Annotated in this window: 20 protein-coding genes; 7 read left to right on the plus strand and 13 right to left on the minus strand. The window is 49.8% G+C overall.

The window, feature by feature from the left end:
• Positions 1-334 precede the first annotated feature (334 nt).
• The 5 genes from AXA67_04785 to AXA67_04805 all read right to left on the minus strand — a co-directional run bounded on the left by AXA67_04785 (position 335) and on the right by AXA67_04805 (position 7,279).
• The gene (locus AXA67_04785) at positions 335-3,034 is read right to left on the minus strand and encodes a DNA polymerase I (GenBank protein ID KXJ41646.1); all 2,700 of its coding nucleotides are present in this window, start codon (positions 3,032-3,034) and stop codon (positions 335-337) included.
• A 56-nt stretch (positions 3,035-3,090) separates the two neighbouring features.
• A complete protein-coding gene (locus tag AXA67_04790; protein ID KXJ41647.1) occupies positions 3,091-3,666 on the minus strand; it encodes a hypothetical protein in 576 nt (191 codons plus the stop codon).
• 25 nt (positions 3,667-3,691) lie between these two features.
• Complete coding sequence (locus AXA67_04795) at positions 3,692-5,386, minus strand: electron transfer flavoprotein-ubiquinone oxidoreductase (protein KXJ41648.1); 1,695 nt, start codon at positions 5,384-5,386, stop codon at positions 3,692-3,694.
• 199 nt (positions 5,387-5,585) lie between these two features.
• Entirely contained in the window at positions 5,586-6,533 is a 948-nt protein-coding gene (locus AXA67_04800) for an electron transfer flavoprotein subunit beta (protein KXJ41649.1), read from the minus strand.
• Entirely contained in the window at positions 6,530-7,279 is a 750-nt protein-coding gene (locus AXA67_04805) for a hypothetical protein (protein KXJ41650.1), read from the minus strand. Before AXA67_04805 ends, AXA67_04800 begins: the two co-directional genes overlap by 4 nt.
• Before the next feature lie 66 nt (positions 7,280-7,345).
• Here AXA67_04805 and AXA67_04810 point away from each other — a divergent pair, with 66 nt between their 5' ends.
• Both AXA67_04810 and AXA67_04815 read left to right on the plus strand, forming a co-directional pair.
• On the plus strand, positions 7,346-8,497 hold the full coding sequence (locus tag AXA67_04810; GenBank protein KXJ41651.1) for a ribonuclease D: 1,152 nt from the start codon (positions 7,346-7,348) through the stop codon (positions 8,495-8,497).
• Positions 8,497-10,044 carry a hypothetical protein gene (locus AXA67_04815; protein KXJ41652.1) on the plus strand — a complete coding sequence of 516 codons (1,548 nt, stop codon included), beginning with the start codon at positions 8,497-8,499 and terminating at the stop codon, positions 10,042-10,044. Before AXA67_04810 ends, AXA67_04815 begins: the two co-directional genes overlap by 1 nt.
• Before the next feature lie 7 nt (positions 10,045-10,051).
• Here AXA67_04815 and AXA67_04820 read toward each other — a convergent pair whose 3' ends face one another.
• From AXA67_04820 to AXA67_04840, 5 genes are read right to left on the minus strand one after another with little or no spacing between them, the layout of a single operon-like run.
• Complete coding sequence (locus AXA67_04820; protein KXJ41653.1) at positions 10,052-11,437, minus strand: response regulator GlrR; 1,386 nt, start codon at positions 11,435-11,437, stop codon at positions 10,052-10,054.
• A gap of 4 nt (positions 11,438-11,441) precedes the next feature.
• Positions 11,442-12,035 carry a hypothetical protein gene (locus AXA67_04825; protein KXJ41654.1) on the minus strand — a complete coding sequence of 198 codons (594 nt, stop codon included), beginning with the start codon at positions 12,033-12,035 and terminating at the stop codon, positions 11,442-11,444.
• Positions 12,032-13,480 (minus strand): hypothetical protein, encoded by a 1,449-nt coding sequence (locus AXA67_04830; protein ID KXJ41655.1) that lies wholly within the window; start codon positions 13,478-13,480, stop codon positions 12,032-12,034. The genes AXA67_04825 and AXA67_04830 overlap by 4 nt, the downstream gene beginning before the upstream one ends.
• On the minus strand, positions 13,477-14,457 hold the full coding sequence (locus tag AXA67_04835; GenBank protein ID KXJ41656.1) for a hypothetical protein: 981 nt from the start codon (positions 14,455-14,457) through the stop codon (positions 13,477-13,479). The genes AXA67_04830 and AXA67_04835 overlap by 4 nt, the downstream gene beginning before the upstream one ends.
• Entirely contained in the window at positions 14,435-15,004 is a 570-nt protein-coding gene (locus tag AXA67_04840; GenBank protein ID KXJ41657.1) for an elongation factor P, read from the minus strand. Before AXA67_04840 ends, AXA67_04835 begins: the two co-directional genes overlap by 23 nt.
• 29 nt (positions 15,005-15,033) lie before the next feature.
• On the opposite strand from AXA67_04840, the gene AXA67_04845 reads away from it, so the two are divergent.
• The 3 genes from AXA67_04845 to AXA67_04855 all read left to right on the plus strand — a co-directional run bounded on the left by AXA67_04845 (position 15,034) and on the right by AXA67_04855 (position 18,817).
• The gene (locus AXA67_04845; GenBank protein ID KXJ41658.1) at positions 15,034-16,035 is read left to right on the plus strand and encodes an EF-P beta-lysylation protein EpmB; all 1,002 of its coding nucleotides are present in this window, start codon (positions 15,034-15,036) and stop codon (positions 16,033-16,035) included.
• Positions 16,036-16,462: 427 nt separating this feature from the next.
• Positions 16,463-18,040, plus strand: a complete 1,578-nt coding sequence (locus AXA67_04850; protein KXJ41713.1) for a glutamate--cysteine ligase — start codon at positions 16,463-16,465, stop codon at positions 18,038-18,040.
• A gap of 60 nt (positions 18,041-18,100) precedes the next feature.
• Positions 18,101-18,817, plus strand: a complete 717-nt coding sequence (locus tag AXA67_04855; protein ID KXJ41659.1) for a phosphoadenosine phosphosulfate reductase — start codon at positions 18,101-18,103, stop codon at positions 18,815-18,817.
• 121 nt (positions 18,818-18,938) lie between these two features.
• Here AXA67_04855 and cysB read toward each other — a convergent pair whose 3' ends face one another.
• Positions 18,939-19,913, minus strand: a complete 975-nt coding sequence (gene cysB, locus AXA67_04860) for a transcriptional regulator CysB (protein ID KXJ41660.1) — start codon at positions 19,911-19,913, stop codon at positions 18,939-18,941.
• 108 nt (positions 19,914-20,021) lie between these two features.
• Here cysB and AXA67_04865 point away from each other — a divergent pair, with 108 nt between their 5' ends.
• Complete coding sequence (locus AXA67_04865) at positions 20,022-20,855, plus strand: hypothetical protein (protein ID KXJ41661.1); 834 nt, start codon at positions 20,022-20,024, stop codon at positions 20,853-20,855.
• A 10-nt stretch (positions 20,856-20,865) separates the two neighbouring features.
• Positions 20,866-21,195, plus strand: a complete 330-nt coding sequence (locus AXA67_04870; GenBank protein KXJ41662.1) for a ferredoxin — start codon at positions 20,866-20,868, stop codon at positions 21,193-21,195.
• A gap of 51 nt (positions 21,196-21,246) precedes the next feature.
• On the opposite strand, the gene rplQ is transcribed toward AXA67_04870, so the two are convergent.
• Positions 21,247-21,624 (minus strand): 50S ribosomal protein L17, encoded by a 378-nt coding sequence (gene rplQ / locus AXA67_04875; protein KXJ41663.1) that lies wholly within the window; start codon positions 21,622-21,624, stop codon positions 21,247-21,249.
• A 26-nt stretch (positions 21,625-21,650) separates the two neighbouring features.
• Positions 21,651-22,673, minus strand: coding sequence for a DNA-directed RNA polymerase subunit alpha (locus AXA67_04880; GenBank protein KXJ41664.1), 1,023 nt, complete (start codon positions 22,671-22,673; stop codon positions 21,651-21,653).
• Positions 22,674-22,697 lie beyond the last annotated feature (24 nt).

Below are 22,697 nucleotides of genomic sequence, written 5' to 3' on the forward strand. Positions count from 1 at the left end.
GAAACAAAAAAGCCACTAGGAGGAATTACGTCGTCCGTTGATGAGTAGCGCTTTATGGGGCGTTGCATGAGCATTATGAATAATGGCTATAACATCTATACGACCGCATCTTGTCACCCAAGTTCGACGGTTACGTCCATAAGTATTTGATGTCGTTGACCGCGATTTCAAAAAAATGCACTACAAGGCGCCAATCTCGGTTTTTTCGCCTCCAGGATTTTGAACAAATCAAGCTGTTCGGAGGTCATTTGGATCAGGCCACATTAGTTTTACATTGCTGGTGACAATTGCTGGGATGTCGGAGAAGGTCTAAACTGCTACATATTCAAGACAATTAATGCGCTTCATCCCAATTTCCCCCAATCCCCACATCCACCACTAAAGGGACTTTCAATTCGGCGGCGCCCGCCATGCAGGTTTCAATGGCCTTGATTGCTTGATCGCATTGATCTTCCGCCACTTCGAAGACCAGTTCGTCGTGGACTTGCATAATCATTTTTATATCCATGCCCGCCGATTGAATCCAGTCATCGACGGCAATCATGGCCCTTTTTATAATATCGGCGGCGGTGCCTTGCATGGGGGCATTGATGGCGGTGCGTTCGGCGTACTGGCGGCGCTGGGGATTTCTGGCGTTGAGTTCTGGCAGATATAGCCTGCGGCCAAACAGGGTTTCCACATAGCCTTGTTCGTAGGCGTGGCGTTTGGTGGCTTCCATATATTCCTTCACCCCTGGGTAGCGTTCGAAATAGCGCTGAATATAGGATTGCGCCTCATCCCGCTCCACGCCCAATTGCTTGGCCAAACCAAAGGCAGACATGCCATAGATCAAGCCAAAATTGATGGCCTTGGCGGAACGCCTTTGCTGGGGCGTCACTTCGTCCAGCGCCACGTCAAAGACTTCTGCGGCCGTGGCGCGGTGGATGTCGGCGCCTTCCTGGAAGGCTCGCAGCAGGCTTTCGTCCCCGGACAGATGGGCCATAATCCGCAGTTCAATCTGGGAGTAGTCGGCGGCAATCAGCCGGTATCCCGGCGGGGCAATAAACGCCTGGCGGATGCGGCGGCCTTCTTCCGTACGAATGGGGATATTTTGAAGATTGGGATCGGAAGACGATAGCCGGCCGGTGGCTGTCACCGCCTGATGATAGGAAGTATGTACCCGCCCGGTCACGGGATGAATTTGCTGGGGAAGGCGGTCGGTGTAGGTGGATTTGAGCTTGCTCAGGGAGCGGTAATCCAGAATCAGGCTGGGCAATTCATAGTCTTCCGCCAGTTGTTGAAGCACTTCTTCTGAGGTGGAGGGCTGCCCTTTGGGGGTTTTTTTGAGTATCGGCAAGCCCAATTTTTCGTAGAGAATATGCTGAATCTGTTTGGGCGATGCCAAATTGAATGCTTCACCTGCAATACAGAACACCTGATCCTCTATGGCCGCCATTCTTTCCGCCAACTCCTGGCTTAAACGGTGCAGTTCGTTTTGATCCACCAAAACGCCATTGCGCTCCATCCGCACCAACACCGGCACCAAAGGTATTTCGATGTCCAGGTACAACTGTTTCAACTTGGGCTCGGCTTCCAGCTTGGGCCAAAGCATCTGATGCAAGCGCAAGGTAATGTCGGCATCTTCCGCGGCATAAGGCACCGCCTCTTCGAGACGCACTTGCTGAAAAGGAATCTGCTTGGCGCCCTTGCCGGCCACATCTTCATAATGGGTGGTTTTGATGCCCAGGTAAGTCAGAGCCAGGGAGTCCATATCGTGGCGGGTGGCGGTGGAATTCAGCACGTAGGATTGGAGCATGGTGTCGTGGGTGATGCCCTTGAGTTCAATCCCGTGATTGGCCAAGACATGGGCATCGTATTTGAGATTTTGTCCCAACTTGGGCCGATCTTCCGCCTCCAGCAAAGGTCGCAGTTTTCCCAATACCTGTTGAAATCCCAACTGCTCGGGTGCGTCCATGTAGTCATGCCCCACAGGTACATACGCGGAAGCGCCCGGCGTCACGGCAAACGAGACACCAACGATTCTGGCGTCCAGATAGTTCAAATCGGTGGTTTCCGTGTCAAATGCGAACAGCGGGGCTTTTTCCAATTTTTCCAGCCATTGATCCAGGGCGGCGTCGGTCAGGACCGCCTCATAATCGGCGGGATCGTCAACAGAATCGGGGTTATCTTGCGTCGTCGGCAAATCCAGCTGCCGCAACCAGGTATTGAACTCAAACCGCTTGAGCAGTTCCATAAGCCTGAGGTTATCCGGGGGCCTTCGCTGAAGTTCTTCGGGATTGACTGGTAACGGCACGTTGTCATGGACTGTCGCCAGTTGGCGCGATAATTCGAGCTGTTCCAGGTTTTCTCTCAGACTTTCGCCAACTTTCCCCTTGATTTCATCTGAATGAGCGATGATTTCGTCCAAACTACCGTATTGGTTCAGCCATTTGGCGGCTGTCTTCGGCCCTACTTTCGGCACCCCGGGGATGTTGTCGGAAGTGTCGCCAACCAAGGCCAGATAATCCACAATCCGCTCGGGCGGCACGCCGAATTTTTCCTTGACGCCTGCCACATCCAGCCTGGTATCGGACAGGGTGTTATCGAGAATGATATGATCGCTGACAAGTTGGGCCAGGTCTTTGTCGCTGGTGGCCACCACCACATCAAACCCTTGGTTTTCCGCCTTTCTGGCCAGGGTAGCGATCACATCATCGGCCTCCACCCCCTCTTCTTCGATAATCGGAATCCCCATGGTGTCAATCAGAGCTTTTAAGGGCTCCAGTTGCGCTTTGAGTTCATCGGGCATGGGGGGACGGTGGGCCTTGTAATCTTCGAACATATCATTGCGGAAGGTCTTGCCGGGGGCGTCGAACACCACCGCAAAGTAAGGGGTGGCATAGGTGTCCAGCAGCTTACGCAGCATATTGGCGACACCATAGATGGCCCCCGTCGGCTCTCCCCTGGAATTACTCAGAGGTGGCAAGGCATGAAAGGCGCGATAAAGAAAGGAAGACCCGTCAACAAGGACGAGGCGTTTGCGTTTGTCTATCATCAGTATTGAATCTATGAGGAGGGCCCTTATTGGCGCCTCCCCCGGTAGAAAAAGATTTATTGCTGTTTATGTTTGGCTTGGTCGTAGGGGCGGTAAACCAGCTCATCCTTCAACTCATAGGTGTAAGGCAGGCCATAATATTGCCAGCCTTCGACCCTGCCCCGGTGACCATAAAATGGACTGTATTTTTTGAGCAAAGTTTTTTCCTTGGCGTCCCTGCCGGTAAAGCCGGCACCCTCAAAACCGTCGCGAACGTTATAGGTATATTTGAACCCGGCCCGGATCAAGGCATCCGCCGCTGGCGCGCTACGGCTACCGCTACGGCAAATCACCAATAAGGTATCGGTTTTCTTGAAACGGGACTCAACGTCTTCGATAAAGTGCTTGTTGGGATGGGGACCACCGGAAAAATAGACGAAAGGAATGTTGTAAGCCATGGGCGGATGGCCGACAAGCTGGTATTCCTCCTGAGTCCTGACATCCAGCAAGTACACGTGCTTTTTCCCTGACATTAGCTTGTCGTAAGCTTCCAGGGAAGAAATATTTTCCGCCAGCCTGGCGTCTCCCGCCGCTTGGGCCAGGGGCGCTGTGAATAACAGCATAAACAACCAAAGCCAATAAGTCAGTCGCATCAGTTTTTCCTCTTAAGTTTATTGATTACAAATTAACATATCTTGGACCGTCGCCCCCTTCGGGTGGGGTCCAAATGATATTTTGGAACGGGTCTTTGATATCACAAGCCTTGCAGTGGACGCAATTTTGAAAATTAATCTGGAATCTGGGCCCTTTCGGCTCCTGGACAATTTCATAGACGTTTGCCGGGCAATACCGCTGCGCCGGTTCATCATACAAGGGTAGACACTTTTCCACAGGGATGGCGGGATCTTTGAGCTTTAAATGGCATGGCTGATCTTCCCGGTGATTGGTATTGGACAAATACACCGACGATAGAATATCAAAACTCACCTTGCCGTCGGCGCTTGGATAGGTCTTTTTTTCCGATTCCGCCGCCGGCTTGAGGCGCGCGTGATCGGGGATTTTATTATGGAGCGTCCACGGAACCTTGCCCGCCAGAATATTTTGCTCCACCCAACTATACATCCCTCCCAAGTAGGCACCCCAGCGGTTCAAAGCGGGGCCGAAATTACGGGTTCTGTAGAGGGTATCGGCCACCCACGAGTTCCGCCAGCGGGTTTCAAATTCGCTCACCTCGTCATTTTGACGGTTGGCGGCCAAAGCGCCAGCTACCGTTTCCCCCGCCAACGTGCCGGTTTGCATGGCCGTGTGGATACCTTTCAGACGGGCATTATCGAGAAAACCCGCCTCGCAGCCAATCAACAATCCGCCCGGGAAAACCGTTCTGGGAATCGATTGCCAACCTCCTTTGTTTAGAGCACGGGCGCCGTAACCCAATCGCTCCGCCCCTTCCAGAAGACTGCGAATCCGGGGATGGGTTTTCCAGCGTTGAAATTCCTGGTAGGGATTCAAGTAAGGATTTTCGTAGCCCAAGCCGACCACGAATCCAACAGAAACCAAATTATCGTGCCAGTGATAGAGAAATCCACCCCCTTCGGTATGGGCGTCCAGCGGCCAGCCCCAGGTATGGAGGATTTTTCCGGGATGGAATTTAGCCGGATCAATACGCCAAAGTTCTTTGAATCCCAAGCCATAGTGAGGCGGGTCACATTGAGATCGTTCATCCTCGTTTTTACTACCGGACTTGCCATCATTGCCCCAACCCAATTTGAATCGCTCTACCAATTCTTTTCCCAAGTGTCCCCGGCAGCCTTCGGCAAATAAGGTGTATTTTGCCTCTATCAATACCCCCGGCTGAAAGTTGTCCTTGGGATTACCCTCCCGGTCCAAACCCACATCGCCGGTAATCACCCCCGCCACCTTACCGGCAGCATCGTAATGAACTTCAGTGGCGGCGAACCCAGGGAAAATTTCCACCCCCAAACTCTCTGCTTGCTGGGCCAACCATTGGCACAAGCGTCCCAAACTGATGACATAGCATCCTTGATTGTGCAGCGGCTTGGGCACCATCCAGGCGGGAATTTTCAGCCCCTTGGATTCACCGGCGAAAAAATGCACTTCTTCTTGGGATACCTGCGTCATGGGCGGAGGATCGCGTTTGTCCCAATCCGGGAACAATTCAATCAACGCGATTGGGTCCAGTAACGCGCCTGACAGGCTGTGAGCCCCCACCTCCGCCCCTTTTTCCAGGACACAGATGCTCATCTCCCGGCCAGACTCCCGGGCCAACTGCCCCAGCCGGCAGGCTGCCGCCAATCCGGCGGGCCCGGCACCGACGATGGCCACATCAAAATTCAACACATCTCGTTCAGCCATATTTCCCTCTCTTTCCATTGCCTACTCGATAAAGGTTTTACTGCTCGGGCCCCATGGGTGGTCTGCTGTCGGAAGACGCCGTGAATACGTCCCTGTAGGCTTGGCTTTGGCATCCCTGCCTAAGACACTTCCTCCACAGTCCACCCATGGGGCCTTGTTCTGGCATGCGCGAGTAATTACCACAACCAGGTTAACGAATTTACCCTTCCTCCACCGCCTTCTCCAAAGCCTCCACCACCTCTTTCCAATCCGCCACCAATCCCAAATCGGCCACCTCGAAAATCGGCGCGTCGGGATCGGTATTGATAGCCACGATTGTGCCCGCATCCTTGATACCCGCCAAGTGCTGGATTGCGCCGGAAATTCCAAAAGCGATATAAACTTCTGGGGCGATGATCTTGCCGGTCTGGCCTACTTGCAGTTCGTTGGGCACAATACCTGCGTCCACCGCCGCCCGTGAGGCTCCTACCGCAGCCCCCAAATGGTCGGCCAACTGAAATAAGCGTTCGAAATCCTCTTTGCCCCCGACGCCGCGCCCACCGGAAATGACAATCCGGGCGGATTGCAGATCCGGCCTATCGCCTTTTTCACTGTGCAGTTTTTCAAAACGGGTATGCTCGGGCACCTCGACATCCAAATTTATCGTTTCAACCGGGGCAGCCTGGGTTGTCTCTGCCACCGGCTTGAACGAGGCAGGCCGAACAGTCGCCACTACCTTACCTTCCGGCGCTTTAACGGTAGTCACCGCATTTCCGGCATAGATAGGACGGTCAAAAGTCACCGGGTCGTGGACTTTCATCACATCGGTGATTTGCGGCGCGCCCAGCAATGCGGCCACCCGCGGCAGGCAATCCCGGCCAAACGTCGTGCCCGGTGCCAGAATATGGCTATAACTCTGTGCCAACGAAACCACCTGGGGTGCCAGCACACAGGCCAGAGGATACTGATTGGCTGGATGGTCGATTAACAATACCTTGCTCACCCCTTCCAAACGGGCCGCAGCCTCGGCAACGGCTTGCCCGCCATTGGCAAAAACCGCCACATCCAACGATTCCGCCTCTATCGCCCCGGCACAGGCAAGGGTGCGGGCGGTGGAAGGATTCAAAGCTTCACCATCGTGCTCGGCAATTACTAGCACTTTACTCATGACAACACCCCCATTTGCTTGAGTTCGGTAATGAGTTCTTCCACGGATGCCAGTTTGCGGCCCGGTTTCCGGGGAGGCGGAGGGGCGGTTTTAATGATTTCCAATTGCGGGGCCAAATCGACGGACAACGCATCTAGGTTCACAACATCGATAGGCTTGCGCCGGGCTTTCATGATATCGGGCAGTTTGACGTAACGGGGCTCATTCAAGCGCAGATCTGCGGAAATAACAGCGGGCAAACGAACTGATAATTCTTCCAAGCCGGCATCCACTTCCCGGCTGACTTTCATCCAACCGTCATTCAATTCCAGCTTGGAAACAAAAGTCGCCTGGGGCCAGTCCAATAATCCAGCAAGCATTTGCGGAGTTTGTGAACAATCATCGTCAATGGCCTGCTTGCCCATGAGAACCAAGTCAGGCGATTCCCGCTTGACCAGCGACTCTAACACCCGGGCTACGTTGATGGGTTGCAAATCCTGATCGGTATCCACGCGCAAGGCATGATCCGCGCCCATGGCCAAGGCCTGGCGCAGTTGCTCCTCGGCTGCCTTGCCGGCAACAGTGACTACCGTTATCGTTTCCGCCAACCCCTTCTCCTTCAACCGGATGGCTTCTTCCAGAGCAATCTCGTCGAACGGATTGATACTCATTTTTACCCCTTCCAGCATCACCCCGCTGCCATCGGGATGAATCTGGATTCGGACGTTATAATCCACAACCCGCTTAATAGCGACTAGTATTTTCATAACCGCCTCCTTAACATTGTTGTTTGAATAACGCTACCATTGCCTTGCGGTAAACGCAAAACTGACATGACCGACACTACCCCTTTATTTATCGATACCCTCCAGGCATTAGCGCAATTATGCCGGCAATTGGAAACCAGTCCCTGGCTGGCCATCGACACGGAATTCCTGCGCGAATCGACCTATTACCCACAATTTTGTCTGCTTCAAATCGCCAATCAAGACATCGTCGCCTGCATCGATCCCCTGCAACTGGAAGACCTTGAACCCCTGTGGCAGTTACTGTACCGCCCGGAGATCATCAAGGTTTTCCATGCCGGAAGGCAGGATTTGGAGATTTTTTATCACCTTCATGGAAAACTCCCGGCACCTGTTTTCGATACCCAGATAGCCGCGCCATTGCTGGGGTTTTCCGACCAAATTGGTTATGCCCAATTGGTGGCTGAAGTGCTCGGCGTCCAATTAGAGAAAGGCCACAGCAGAACTGACTGGCGCAAGCGCCCTCTCAGTCCCCAACAACTTCAGTACGCGGCGGATGATGTGCGTTATTTGGGGCCCATGTATCTTGAACTCCGGCAACAACTGGAAAAACTGCATCGCCTGTCCTGGTTGGAAGAAGACTTTGCCACGTTGACCAATCCAGCCACCTATGCCAACCCGCCTGAGGACGCCTGGCGCCGCATCAAGGGCGCGCGCAAGCTCAAGGGCAAGCAACTGGCCATTCTTAAGCAATTAGCCTCCTGGCGCGAACGTACCGCGGTGGAACACAATCTCCCCCGGGGTTGGGTATTGAAGGATGACCTGCTCTGTCAAATCGCCCGTTTAAGACCGAAAACCCCGCAAGCTCTTGCCCAACTGCGCGGTATTGGTGACAAAATCATTAAACGCCACGGGGAAACCATTTGCCGTCTGATTGCTGAAACCACCGCCAGCAGCACCAAGGAAGCCCCCTATCAACCGCCTACGCGAACACCGGAGCAGGAAGCCCTGCTCGACCTGCTCAGCGCCGTGGTACGGCTGCAAGCGGCGGAACATCACATCAACCCCACGGTTCTGGCCAGCCGCAGGGATTTGGAAAAGTTCCTGGACGCGCCGGACGATTCCAAACTTTGTCAAGGTTGGCGCCAACAACTGATTGGCCGGGATTTGCAGGATTTTATGGCTGGAAAAAAACGGCTGCAAATTGAGCAGGGACGGGTTTACCTGGAGGCAAGTTGATGACTCTCCCGCCACTCATTCAAGGTTTATTGCGTCCCGAGGCTTTTGCACATCCAACCCAGGACATTCATTGCCGGCAAACGCATATTTCCTGGATCATTCTCACCGGCCCTTACGCTTATAAAATCAAAAAACCGGTGGATTTCGGGTTTCTCGATTTCACCAGCCTGGAAAAACGGCGTTTTTATTGCCACGAAGAGCTTCGCCTCAACCGCCGCCTGGCGCCTCAACTGTATTTACAAGTCTGCGCCATCACGGGAACACTCGACGCCCCAAGGATGAATGGCAAGGGCAACATTCTCGAATATGCCGTGCAAATGCGTCAATTCAAGGAAGAGGATGTGCTGGCGGAATGTGCGCAAAGCGGCCGCTTGACCGAGGTCCACATGGAACAGCTAGCCGATTTGGTGGCTGATTTCCATCAAAGAATAGATCAAGCCCAAGCGGGTGATTGTTACGGGGAACCCAACGTAATTCAAGCGAATTCGCTACATAATTTTGACCTGATTCAGACCGATCTACTCGGCCCTGAAACCCAAACTTTATTGGCCGGGTTAAAACATTGGACCTGCGAGCATTTTTCCAAAATCGAGTTCCTGATGAAACAGCGTAAATATCAGGGTTATATACGTGAATGTCACGGCGATCTTCACTTGGGGAATATTGTGCTTTGGGAGGGAAAGCCGCTCCCTTTTGACTGTATCGAATTCAATCCTGATCTGCGCTGGATTGACGTCATCAGCGAAATAGCCTTTACACAAATGGATCTTTGCGCTCATGATCTTAGACCGCTGGGGTTTTTATTCCTCAACCAATACTTGAGTCATACCGGCGATTACGCTGGCGTGGCTTTGCTTCGCTACTATTTGGTCTATCGCGCCATGGTGCGGGCCAAAATTGCTTTCCTGACCGCCCGGGAATCCAATGAAGATAACACTTGGCAGGATTTTAAGCGCTATCTAGATTTAGCCTGGCAATTCACGCAAACCAAACCACCAGCACTGTATATTACGCATGGTTTTTCAGGGAGCGGCAAATCCTACGCCAGCCGGCAGTTGGCCATGCACCTCGGTGCCTTACATATCCGTTCTGACGTGGAACGAAAGCGGCTGGCGGGGCTGGAGGTTTTGGCCGATTCCAAAAATCAACTGGCCCAGGGCATTTATAGCCCCGACTTCACCCGCCGGACCTATGAGAAACTGAAACAAGACGCCATCAATATTCTCGAAGCGGGATTCCCGGTGATTGTCGATGCGACGTTTTTACAACAATCGTACCGGGATGAATTCCGCCAGTTGGCTTTGAAGCTGAAAATCCCGTTCAAAATTCTGGACTTCCAAGCGGAAAAATCTATCATGGAAACGCGGATTCGCAACCGGCTAAAAGGCCAGAGGGATCCTTCCGATGCCGACCTTACAGTGCTGGAATACCAGCTTTCCCATCACGATCCATTGGCCAAGCACGAACAACGAGCCATCATTAGCATCGACACCAGCACGGGTTTTGGCCTGAATTCGACCTTGTCCAAACTGTCCTTGACAGACTGATTGGCAATCAATTTTCTTGGTTTTTGGCCGCGTTTTTGAAATCCGCCGGCTCTAATTGATGGCGGTTGAGCAGCCGGTAAAATTCCGTGCGGTTGCGTTTGGCCAGTTGCGCGGCTTGGGTGACGTTGCCTTTGGTTATCTGCAATAACCTGACCAGATATTCCCGTTCGAAGTGGCGCTTGGCTTCCCGCAGAGGCGGCAAGGTGTCACCGCCCGCTTCCCCGCTAATGGCCTTTTGCACCAAAGTCAAAGGAATCAAGGGGGTGCTGGACAAAGCCACGCATTGCTCAACGACATTGTTGAGCTGCCTGACATTGCCAGGCCATTCGTAGCGTACCAGATATTCGAGCGCTTCCGGGGAGAATCCTTTCACTTGATCCCCGTAAGGGGCCGCCAATTGTTTTATAAAATATGCCGCCAGTAGGGGAATATCTTCCGGCCGATCCCGAAGCGCGGGTACCTTCAGGGTAACGACGTTCAACCGGTAATAGAGGTCTTCGCGAAAGTCTCCCTCCAGCATTGCCTTGTTCAAATCCACATGGGTAGCGGAAACGATACGCACATCCACTGGAATCGATTCCGTCGCCCCCACCGGACGGATTGTCATTTCCTGGATGGCGCGCAGCAGTTTTACCTGGAAGGATTTTGGCATGTCGCCCACTTCATCCAGAAACAACGTCCCACCGTCCGCAGCCCGGAACAGGCCTTCGTGATCCCGGGTAGCACCGGTAAATGCCCCCTTCTTGTGGCCGAATAATTCCGATTCGAACAAATGCTCCGGGATGGCGCTACAGTTGACCGCCACAAATGGCTTATCCGACCGGGGGCTTGCCTCGTGAATCGCCTGTGCCAATAATTCCTTGCCGGTCCCGCTTTCCCCGTGAATACAAACGCTGGCGCGGGTCTGGGAAACCTTGGAAACCTGGTTGAGCAAATCTTCGAGTAACGGGCTTTGGGTGACGATGCGGCTGCGCCAATTGTCAGTTTCCTCATCCAGGTTAGAGGCCATATCAGCGCCACAATAAATCTCCATGGCCTGGGAGACTTGCTTTACCAATTCCTTGTTATCCACTGGCTTGGTAAGAAAACCAAACACGCCTTTTTTGGTGGCATCAACCGCGTCATTGATCGTACCGTGGGCGGTTAGAATAATGATAGGCAGGGTAGGGCAACGTTGATGGACCGCATCGAAAAGGGCCATGCCATCCATGCCATCCATCATCAAATCCGTCACCACCACGTGGGGCCTGTAAAACTGCAATTGCGCCAGCGCCTCCTCGCCACTGGTAACGGGCTTGACCTCCAGCCCGGCCGCAGTCAGGCGCATGGTCAACAAACGTAGAAAACTGGTGTCGTCATCAACGACTAAAACGCGTTTTTGGGAATCCTGCATCCGGTTACTGTGCCTCGGTATGGTTTAAACTTTCTTCGATTTCCTTCAAAGCTTCGAGCTTTTCCTTAACAATTTTAAGGTTTTGACCACAGATTTTATAATTATTCTCCAATTTCTGATTTTTTATTTTCCACAGCTTGAGTTTTTGCTCCAGTTCTTTGGCGTGCAAGTCGCAGGCAAACAAACGTTGCGCCAGCGCTTGTTGATAAGACAAAAACCCTTGGATTTGTTCATCATCCACACTTAATGCCGCGGATTCAAGCAAATTCGCAGCTTCCTTGCTGTCGCCACATTCCAGTGTCGATAACAACGCATATGCCAGATGGATTTTGACGCCGAGGCTGGAATCTATTGCATTGAACCGGTGCAGCCATTGGCATTCCGCATTACGCTGGAGTAAGGGTAATCGATTCAGATATCCCATATAATCAATCAATTCATCCAGATCATAGGATTCATAATTCGGACTATAACCACCAGCCACTTGATAGCGGGAATCCTGATGTCTTCGATCTGCTTTTTTCATTGCGCAAGCAGGCAAGAAAACCACCAGTCCCAGCAAAAGAACCGTCACTGTAAAGAGCTTAAAAATTCTCATCGTCTCATATCCAAAGGCAAGATAATCCGGAAAAAAGCCCCCTTTTTCCCTGTGGGCGGATCCAGGATTTCAACTTGGCCGTGATGCATTGAAATACATTCGCTGACAATCGCCAGCCCCAATCCTGTCCCTGGTATGCCCATCTGTCTCCCTGCGCTGCCTTGATACAAAGCATCAAAAACCCGTTTGCGCTCTTCGGGCGGAATACCCGGACCATAGTCACGAATATCAAGGCGCATTTCCCCATTTCTGCGGTAGAGGGAAATCTCAATCACACTGTGGCGGGGAGAATATTTCACCGCATTGGAAATCAAGTTATCGATAACTGTGCGTATTTTGTCCGGAAACCCATAAATTTCCAATGCCTCCAGTTTTGCCCGGATTTCAATCTGGTTTGCCCGCAACCGCACTTTGTAATCTTCAATGACTTCCTCAATCAAGGCGCACATATCAATGAAACGAGCTTTTAGCTTCTCATCCGTATTTTGGACCTGACTGTAATGGATCAGGTCTTCTATCAATTTATGCAGCTTGGTCGCGCTGTCGGAAAGGATTTGAATGATTTCCTTTTGTTCTTTATTTAACTCTCCGACCACTTGGTCGCCCAACAATTCAGAACCCTCATGAATGTTAGCCAAAGGGGTTTTAAGTTCATGGGAAACATTGCGCAGAAACCGTTGTTTTTCCGCTTCCAGCATTCTCAGGCGGGTGCGCAGCCAATCCAGCCTTTTACCGAGGTATTTCAAGTCACGTGGACCCTGTACGACAATCGCTTCATCAAAATCCCGGTCTCCCAGTTTACGAATACCTTGATCTATCTGTCGAATGGGCCGAATAATCAAATAGATAAAAAACATCAGGAGCAACAAGGCAATGGGTAATAGTATGGCCAGATGTTTGAGGGTTTGCTGGCGCGCTTGTTTGGAACGCTCTTCCAGTTCACGAAGGCCGGTTCCCACCAAATTGATGCTGCGCTGCCAAGCCTCGTTAGCCAGGCCACGCAAATACTTGAACTGATCGGCCTCGGCCAATTTGGCCGCTTTGCTCATATCCTCAGCCAGCATCATAGTGTAGAGATCAAACTCATAAGCACTGAGCTTATTCAACAGCTTTCTGAGATCTTGATCACGGACAACCTCAAGCAACCCTTGAATTTCCTGGGTAAATTCATCATGACTGTGAAGGTATGACTCCCACAACTCCGGTTCATCCAATACCAGATATTGTTTGGCGCTGCGCTCCATGGCTTTCAGCCGTTCGAGCACCATCCGGCTGCCCTGGGTGCTGTGCACGGCGTGATAAACCGCGACTTGGCTGTAATCTGTGAGTTTCTCCAAGGAGTACAAAGCGGAAACCAGCGCCAATGCCAAAGGCAGAAGAACCAGCGCAAAACTTGCCAGAAGCAGGGTTCTCAGGGAAGGGAAGCTAAAACGGAAAGGTTTCAAACAGGACTCCGGTCTGGGAATGTGATGACTTCTTGAATGCTTTTTTTGCCCAGAGACAACATTAATATCCGGTCTAATCCAACGGCGACACCGCTACATTCCGGCAAACCTGATTCCAGGGCCGCCAAAAATGATTCATCCAATGGCGGCACGGGTAGATTCAATCTGGCACGGGTCTGTTGATCCGCGAGAAAACGCTGTCTTTGCTGGATAGGGTCAGTCAGCTCTCGGTAACCATTGGCCAGTTCCAGAGAATTTAAAAAAACCTCGAAACGTTCCGCTAATTGAACATTGTCGGGTTTCAATCTGGCCAACGCGGCAAGCGGGGCGGGATAGTCATCGACAAAGACTAATTTTTCAGCGGGTAATTGAGGTTGAATCACATGGGAAAATAAAAAATCCAGCCACAAGATACGATCATTTCCACAGAGATCGGTTCCCTCGGGCAACCCCAAAGCCTCCGCCCGTTCGCAAAAAACATCAATGGGCGCATCCCATTCAACACCCACCCGCTGGTGGAAAATGTAAGGATAATGCAGGAACTCAACGTCCTTCACAGCAGCGCCTAACAAACGGCGCAACAAATTCGCCACCTCTGCCATCATTTGGTCAAGATCAAACCCCACCCGGTACCATTCCAGCAAGGTAAATTCCGGATTGTGCAGCCGCCCCTGCTCGCCCTTGCGGAATGCCTTGCAAATTTGGAAAATTGAACCGGAACCTGCCGCTAGTAATCTTTTCATGGCAAATTCGGGGGAAGTCTGCAGGTAGCGCGTTTGGTTTTGATCTTGCCATTCAAAAAAATGGATTTGGGGATCCGGCCCTATGGAGGGATATAACAATGGCGTTTCCACTTCCAAAACCCCTTGCCCGGCAAAATAACGGCGAATCTCCCCATAGAGTTCAGCCCGCCGCCGCATGGCTTCCAGCGAACAAGCGGGACGCCAGCAATGCTTATTTTCCGACCCGGGAAACATATTCTCCGGAGCGGGTATCGACCTTAATCACTTCACCTTGCTGGACAAATAAAGGCACCCGCACCACTGCGCCGGTTTCCAATTTGGCAGGCTTGCCGCCGCCGCCGGAAGTATCACCGCGAACACCGGGGTCCGTTTCGACAATTTCCAGTTCCACGAAATTTGGGGGGGTGACAGAAATCGGCGTCCCATTCCAGAGGGTAACCACACACATATCCTGCTCTTTCAGCCATTTTTTGGCCTCTCCCACGGCTTTTTCATCCGCGGAGACCTGCTCGAAAGTATTTGGATCCATGAAGTACCAAAATTCACCGTCGTTATAAAGATATTGCATCTCCACTTCCATGACATCGGCGGCTTCGATGGACTCCCCCGATTTGAAAGTTTTTTCCAAGACTTTGCCGGTCTTGAGATTACGGAACTTGACCCGGTTGAAGGCTTGCCCCTTGCCCGGCTTGACAAACTCGTTTTCCAGAATAACGCAAGGGTCCCCATCCAAAATCACTTTCAGCCCGCTTTTGAACTCATTGGTACTATAGGTAGCCATTAAAATTATCCTCAATCTCCAGTTGCAAAATGATGAACATTATACCTCAAGCCACCCCCAAACTTGCCTGGCAGCAATCCCTGTCCCAGGCATTCACCCGCCCCCAGCAATTGCTCTCCTATTTGGATTTGCCCCTGGAGCTAGCTTCCAAGGATGCTTCGAGGGATTTTCCATTTCGTGTCACCCGAAGTTACGCTGCCCGAATGCTGCCGAAGGACCCTGATGATCCTTTACTGAGACAAGTCCTGCCTCTGGACGAAGAGATGCGGCCCATGCCGGGATTTAGTACAGACCCGGTAGGTGATCTTCAGGCACAAGTCACTCCAGGCCTGCTCCACAAATACCAAGGACGGGTGCTATTGCTCGTTACCGGCGCCTGTGCAATCCATTGCCGCTACTGTTTTCGCCGCCATTTCAGCTACGGAGACAGCCAATTGACCAGCAACCGGCAAACCCGAGCATTGGCCTATATTGCCGCTGACACTACTATTCAGGAGGTGATTTTAAGTGGCGGGGATCCGCTCATATTAACGGACGACAAGCTTCGAGTCCTCATTAGCAAACTTGCCGGGATTACCCATGTGCGGCGGTTTCGTATCCACACCCGCCTTCCCGTTGTCTTGCCCAACCGAGTCGATGACTCACTCTTGGCAACCTTGACCAGTACCAGGGTGCAACCTGTAATCGTTATCCACGCAAACCACGCCAACGAAATCAACGATGAGGTTTCCCATGCCATTGCGCTCTTGAAACAACGAGGCATTACCGTGTTTAATCAAAGCGTTTTGCTTCGGGGTGTCAATGACACCGTTCAGGATCAGATGGATTTACAGGAGAATTTATTTGCGGCAGGCGCCTTGCCTTATTACTTACATCTGTTAGATCCAACCGTGGGCACGGCACACTTTAATGTTCCTGAATCCACTGCATTAGCCATCTATGATCAAATGCGAAGGCAGCTGCCAGGCTACTTAGTGCCGAAGCTGGTCCGCGAACAGCCTAAAAAACCCTATAAAACCCTCATAAAATAATACTTTAAATTCAATAAGTTACAACTTTAAAAAAAGTAAACTGCGATCTGGTGTTGAATTTTTTACCAATCTTCGATATAACACAAGACGTGCATTAAGCACCCATAACAAATATTCACTATTATGTGACGAGGAGGAAAACATGAAGAAAGTTTTAGGTATTCTGGCAATCGTGTTGGCTACATTGAGCATGGTCGGCTGCGGAAACTCTCCAGATGGGGACAAGCAACGCCTCTCCAGCAACACTGAATCCCCCAAGGTTATCGGCTAATTTAGTCAACACTCACTTACTACAACAATAATAAATATCGTTTTTTAGAGCCTGAACACCAGTTCAGGCTTTTTTATTGCCACCACCTTCGATCGCTTATAATGGATGGAACATAGCCCTCTCAAGTGAAGGATCCTGCCATTGACCTCCAGCACACTGCAATTACGACTCAAACGCTTGGTTAAACAAGGAAATTACAAACTCCTGAGCCAAGGGTTAAAAGGCTTGGAAAAAGAAAGCCTTAGAATAACTACCGAAGGCCGCATTGCTGAAACACCGCATTTCCCCTCCCTGGGATCGGCTCTGACCCATCCTTATATCACCACCGATTATTCCGAAGCCCTGCTGGAATTTATCACGCCACCCTACGCAAATAACCCTCAAGTCCTCACCTTTTTGACAGACATTCACCGCTTTGTTTACAGCCAACTCCCCAACGATGAACTATTACTGGCTACCAGCATGCCCTGCGGTTTCCAGAGTGATGAAGATATCCCCATCGCCCAATATGGCGAATCGAATATCGGCAAAATGAAAACCATCTACCGCATTGGCCTGGCTTATCGGTATGGCCGGGCCATGCAAGCCATTGCCGGGATCCATTTTAATTTCTCGATCAGCCAGGCGCTGTGGCCGCAACTCCATGAAGCTTTCCAAACCAGGCAACCCCTGCCAGACTTCCAGTCCCATGCCTATTTTGCCTTGATTCGTAATGTTCAACGCTATGGCTGGCTCCTTCTTTACTTATTCGGCGCTTCACCGGCTGTCTGCCGGAGTTTTCTTGAATGCAGGGGGGAAATTCCACCGCAATTTTCCCAATTAACCCCCAATACTTTTTATGCCCCCTACGCTACCTCGCTGAGAATGAGTGATATCGGCTACAAAAACAAAACCCAGTCCACGCTGCATATTTCCCTAAACAACCTGGATGACTATGTTCAAAGCCTTTGCCACGCCATAGAAACACCTCACCCACCATATGAGGCAATTGGCGTGAAGGTGGATGGTCAATATCGGCAACTGAATGCCAATATTTTGCAAATCGAAAATGAATATTACAGTTCCATACGCCCCAAACAGATAACCCGTAGTGGCGAAAAACCAACCTATGCTCTCAAAAGGCGCGGCGTTCGCTATGTGGAAGTCAGAGCACTAGACCTCAACCCTTTTGAACCTTTGGGCATCAGTCTCACACAACTGTATTTTTTGGAACTCTTCCTTTGGTATTGCTTGATTGAGGCCAGCCCACCCATGAGCCAACAAGACTTTGTGATTACCCAAAAAAACTTTTTGGCCACCGCATACCGTGGCCGCGATCCTCAACTGACCTTGACCAAGGAAAATCAACCCACGCCTTTGAAAACATGGGCAGCCGAGTTACTTGATGCAATGAAGCCACTGGCTACCCTCATGGATCAAGCAGGACAAACCGCTGATTTCGAGGAATGTTTGGCGCTGCAAAAAGAAAAAGTCATCAATTCCCAACTAACTCCTTCTGCCCAAATGCTCAAAGAAATGCGCACTAACAAGGAATCTTTTGCTGGATTCGCGCTCCGAAAATCCAAAGAGCATGCTGAATACTTCCGCACCAGCCCATTGCCAAACGAGAAAATGACATGGTTTCAAAAAAATGCCCAGGAATCCTTGGAGGTACAACGAAATATTGAGGCTTCCGATAATATTGGATTCGAGGAATTTTTACGGCGCTATTTTGCTCAAACCTGTAACAGCTGATTGACAGAAGATATGGGACAATGAAAAGACTTTTCCAACTAAAGCAATAAACGCACCACCATGTCCAAATACGACTTAAACCATTGGCAACAAGCTCTGGCCGGTAAAAAACCACCCGCGATTCTCAAAAATGCACTGGCGCATTTCGATGCCATTGCCATCGCATTCAGCGGTGCCGAAGACGTGGTTCTCATCGATATGGCCAGCAAGATCAGAGAAGGCCTTCAAGTATTCACTCTGGACACAGGCCGGCTACACTCAGAAACCTATGAGTTCATCGAAAAGGTACGAAATCATTATCCTATTGCATTAGAAATTCTCTCGCCCGATACGAAAGCTGTCCAAGATTTAGTTTCCCAAAAAGGACTGTTCAGTTTCTACCGCGATGGTCATCAAGAATGTTGCGGCATTCGTAAAGTGGAACCACTCAAACGGAAACTGAAGACACTAGATGCCTGGATCACCGGCCAACGCCGCGATCAAAACCTAGACACCCGGGAAGCTTTGGCGGAGGTAGAATTAGACACCGCATTTGCAGGACGCAGTGGCCAATTGGTTAAATTCAATCCCTTGGCAAATTGGACATCCGCACAAGTATGGGATTATATCGAGGCTTATCAAGTCCCCTACAACGAATTACATCGCCATGGGTACCGGAGCATCGGGTGCCAACCCTGCACACGACCTACCCTGCCCCATCAACACGAACGTGAGGGCAGGTGGTGGTGGGAAGATGCCGCCAAAAAGGAATGCGGCATTCATCGCAAGCCCGAATAAAATTCTATCTTATAGGGCATGGATAGGTTTTTGGGAATGTTGGCGGCCTAGACGAACGTCATCAAGCCCTCAGGAAGGTGTTTACGGCGTTTCCCAAAAATCGATCCATATCCCTCCACCGCTAATGGCAAGGAAGTTCTAGATCTTTAAACAAATTATCGATCTCTTTCTTGTCTCGTAATTTGATCGCTTCCTCGACTACACTTCGAGTTAAATGGGGCGCGAAAAGCTCAATAAAATCAAAAATAAATCCCCGCACAAACATGTCCCTGCGAAGACCTATTTTAGTGATGCTATTTCCAAATAAATGGCTGGCATCAAGCGCCACCAAATCTTGATCGGTTTTCGGATCGTACGCCATTTTGGCCACAATCCCGACCCCCAAGCCTAATCGCACATAGGTTTTGATAACATCGGAATCCACCGCGGTCAACGCGACTTGAGGATGTAAATTTTCCCTGGCGAAAGCCTCATCAAGCTTTGAGCGACCGGTAAACCCAAAAACATAGGTAATTAATGGAAACGCTGCAATATCTTGGATTGTCAGCGGCTGGTTATCAATCAAGGGATGCCCCAAAGGGACGAGTATGCAACGGTTCCATTGGTAGCACGGAAGCATAATCAAGTTTTCAAATAACTCCATTGCTTCAGTTGCAATCGCAATATCTGCAACCCCCCGGGATGCCAAATCAGAAATCTGCACAGGCGTCCCCTGATGCATGGTAAGAGTAACCTCAGGGTAACTGGCCATGAATTTTTGTACCACCGAAGGTAACGCATAGCGCGCTTGGGTATGGGTGGTAGCAATGGATAAAGCGCCTTTGCGTTCATCGCGAAATTCTTCTGCAATCCGCTTGATGCTTTCTGCCTTGTCTAAAATTTGCCCGGCGAGCTCTATAATTTGTTTACCTGCTGGCGTAATCTCGGTTAGTTGCTTACCATTGCGGGCGAAGACAGGGATACCAAGTTCGTCCTCGAGTAAGCGAATTTGCTTGCTTATGCCGGGTTGTGAGGTAAACAGACTTTCTGCCGTTGCAGAGACGTTGAGGTCATGGTGAGCAACCTCCCATATATAACGTAATTGTTGCAGCTTCATGAATTAATAATTTTATATTCCCAATATGAATAGAAATAGGATCTTTTATTCTTTTAAATTATAAGTATTCTTTGTGATAATGCAAGGTAAATTATTCTGGAAGTTGCGTTGGATTTACTCCATATTCTGACTGGCGCCCTGGTTGGATTTATTATTGGTCTGACAGGAGTAGGCGGCGGTTCGCTCATGACCCCTATCCTCATTTTAGGGTTTCAAATAAACCCCGCCATTGCTGTTGGTACAGACCTTCTTTATGCTGCACTGACCAAATCCAATGGCATGTTTTTCCACGCCCGCCAAAAAACCATCGACTGGAATGTGGTTTTATATTTAGGCTTGGGTAGCATTCCAAGCTCTCTATTAACTATTTTGTTAATCCACCGATTAAAAACTGCTGGCTACAATTATGAATCATTGATGACCACAGTTTTGGGCTGTATGTTGATCCTTACTTCCCTGGTTGTCTTTAGTAGAAACAAACTACTTCGTTACCTTCATCGTGGCTTACAAAACCAAAACTCGGTCATTTATCAGCTAAGAAACCTCCGCGGTGGTATTACATGGATTGCCGGTTTAGGTTTAGGGTTTTTAGTAACCATGTCATCTGTAGGTGCCGGCGCCATTGGTACTGCATTATTGTTTCTTTTATACCCTTATAAAACCACAGTACAGATAGTCGGAACTGATCTAGCCCACGCGGTCCCATTGACAGCCATTGCCGGCATTGGCCATTGGCAAATAGGTACCGTTGATTTCTTGCTTCTAGCTGGCCTCTTAGTTGGAGGTTTACCAGCTATTTTTGTTGGCAGTATGCTAGGCAAACGTATCCCTGATAAGTTGCTCCGGCCCCTCGTTGCCTCTATTTTGTTGATTTTAGGCATCAGATTCAGTTTACAAGATTGGGTCTGCTATAATTGTCTGCTTCAATTGTTCAACTTTTAGGATCAGTGCCATGGCATTTGTCATTACTGAAAACTGCATAAACTGTAAATATACCGATTGCGTTGATGTGTGCCCTGTCGATTGCTTCCATGAAGGCCCTAACATGCTGGTCATTGATCCAGACGAATGCATCGACTGCACCCTTTGTGAACCTGAATGTCCCGCCAACGCAATTTTTTCTGAAGACGAAGTACCCAAGAATCAACAGGTATTCATTGAATTAAACGCCGAGCTATCCAAATCGTGGCCCGTGATTACTGAGGTAAAAGATCCATTGCCTGATGCTGACGATTGGAACGGAAAAGAAGGAAAGTTAGAATTACTAAAAAAAGAATGGTAAGTAAGGGCTATAGATAAACCTACAAAAAAGCCGGGGAATCCCCGGCTTTATCTACTCTTCGTCTGCCTCGGTGGGCCGATCAACCAATTCTATATAAGCTATCGGGGCAGCATCTCCAGCACGAAATCCGCATTTCAAAATCCGCAGATAACCACCTGGGCGCTCTTTATATCTTGGTCCAAGATCCTCGAATAACTTTGTAACGGCTTCTTTATCACGCAAACGAGCAAAAGCCAAGCGTCGCCTACTCGTGGTGTCTTCCTTAGCCATAGTGATCAGCGGTTCAGCAACCCGGCGCAATTCCTTTGCCTTGGGTAAAGTCGTTTTAATTAATTCATGACGAAACAAAGAAGCTGCCATATTACGAAACATCGCTTGCCTATGACTGCTTGTACGATTGAGATGCCTTCCTGATTTACGGTGACGCATTCCTATACCCTATATTCAAAAAATGTTTAAGAAGCTTTTGCCTGATTCTCTTTTTTACTCTCTTCGGGACGCTTGAGATCTTCAGGTGGCCATCCTTCCAATTTCATACCTAACGACAATCCCTTGGATGCCAAAACGTCCTTGATTTCGGTCAAAGATTTCTTCCCGAGATTTGGCGTCTTCAACAACTCTACTTCAGTTCGTTGTACAAGGTCGCCAATATAAAAGATATTTTCAGCCTTTAGACAATTTGCAGAACGTACGGTTAACTCCAGATCATCAACCGGACGAAGCAAAATTGGGGAAAATTTCTGTTCTTTTTCCTTCGGTTCTTCCCTTTGCTCTTCCTGCAAATCCACAAAAACAGTTAAATGATCTCGCAGGATCGTTGCCGCTTGCTTAATGCAATCTTCTGGATCTACCGTGCCATTTGTTTCTAATTCAATAATGAGACGGTCTAAATCGGTGCGCTGATCAACGCGCGTACTTTCGACGCGATAAGTTACTTTCCTAATAGGACTAAACGATGCATCTAACCGCAATGTTCCAATGGTATGATCTTCTTCTAGCCCTTGTCGTGTCGTTGCTGGCTGATATCCCCTTCCTTTTTCAATTTTCAGGGTCATATTTAACTCACCAACCTCAGAAAGATTGGCGATCACCAAATCCGGGTTGACGATTTCAACGTCGTGGGATACTTCTATGTCATTCGCTAAAACAGGGCCGGGACCTTTTTTACTCAACTTAAGTTCCGCAATATCGCCATGATGCAAAATCACAGCCAATTGCTTCAAGTTCAATAAGATATCTATAACATCTTCTTGAACCCCTTCTATAGACATATATTCGTGAAGAACATTATCTATGCGGGCCTCAGTCACAGCGCTTCCAGGTATGGAGGATAATAGCACTCGACGCAACGCATTACCCAAAGTATGGCCATAACCACGCTCTAGAGGTTCAATAGAAACTTTAGAACGATTTTGCTCTTTTTCAGTTTCAATACTGACTATACGTGGCTTATGGGTATTTAATAAAAGATCAATCATTTTTGCGCTACCAAGATACCTTAC

The sequence above is a fragment of the Methylothermaceae bacteria B42 genome (assembly GCA_001566965.1).
Lineage (GTDB): Bacteria > Pseudomonadota > Gammaproteobacteria > Methylococcales > Methylothermaceae > Methylohalobius.

What these genes read in the sequence shown, in the direction of transcription:
- AXA67_04835 (KXJ41656.1), bottom strand. Translation starts at nt 14,457, where the DNA reads ATGTTTCCCGGGTCGGAAAATAAGCATTGCTGGCGTCCCGCTTGTTCG.
- cysB (KXJ41660.1), bottom strand. Translation starts at nt 19,913, where the DNA reads ATGAAGCTGCAACAATTACGTTATATATGGGAGGTTGCTCACCATGAC.
- AXA67_04785 (KXJ41646.1), bottom strand. Translation starts at nt 3,034, where the DNA reads ATGATAGACAAACGCAAACGCCTCGTCCTTGTTGACGGGTCTTCCTTT.
- AXA67_04800 (KXJ41649.1), bottom strand. Translation starts at nt 6,533, where the DNA reads ATGAGTAAAGTGCTAGTAATTGCCGAGCACGATGGTGAAGCTTTGAAT.
- AXA67_04825 (KXJ41654.1), bottom strand. Translation starts at nt 12,035, where the DNA reads ATGAGAATTTTTAAGCTCTTTACAGTGACGGTTCTTTTGCTGGGACTG.
- AXA67_04810 (KXJ41651.1), top strand. Translation starts at nt 7,346, where the DNA reads ATGACCGACACTACCCCTTTATTTATCGATACCCTCCAGGCATTAGCG.
- AXA67_04815 (KXJ41652.1), top strand. Translation starts at nt 8,497, where the DNA reads ATGACTCTCCCGCCACTCATTCAAGGTTTATTGCGTCCCGAGGCTTTT.
- AXA67_04855 (KXJ41659.1), top strand. Translation starts at nt 18,101, where the DNA reads ATGTCCAAATACGACTTAAACCATTGGCAACAAGCTCTGGCCGGTAAA.
- AXA67_04795 (KXJ41648.1), bottom strand. Translation starts at nt 5,386, where the DNA reads ATGGCTGAACGAGATGTGTTGAATTTTGATGTGGCCATCGTCGGTGCC.
- AXA67_04790 (KXJ41647.1), bottom strand. Translation starts at nt 3,666, where the DNA reads ATGCGACTGACTTATTGGCTTTGGTTGTTTATGCTGTTATTCACAGCG.
- AXA67_04805 (KXJ41650.1), bottom strand. Translation starts at nt 7,279, where the DNA reads ATGAAAATACTAGTCGCTATTAAGCGGGTTGTGGATTATAACGTCCGA.
- AXA67_04820 (KXJ41653.1), bottom strand. Translation starts at nt 11,437, where the DNA reads ATGCAGGATTCCCAAAAACGCGTTTTAGTCGTTGATGACGACACCAGT.
- AXA67_04845 (KXJ41658.1), top strand. Translation starts at nt 15,034, where the DNA reads ATGATGAACATTATACCTCAAGCCACCCCCAAACTTGCCTGGCAGCAA.
- rplQ (KXJ41663.1), bottom strand. Translation starts at nt 21,624, where the DNA reads ATGCGTCACCGTAAATCAGGAAGGCATCTCAATCGTACAAGCAGTCAT.
- AXA67_04870 (KXJ41662.1), top strand. Translation starts at nt 20,866, where the DNA reads ATGGCATTTGTCATTACTGAAAACTGCATAAACTGTAAATATACCGAT.
- AXA67_04880 (KXJ41664.1), bottom strand. Translation starts at nt 22,673, where the DNA reads ATGATTGATCTTTTATTAAATACCCATAAGCCACGTATAGTCAGTATT.
- AXA67_04840 (KXJ41657.1), bottom strand. Translation starts at nt 15,004, where the DNA reads ATGGCTACCTATAGTACCAATGAGTTCAAAAGCGGGCTGAAAGTGATT.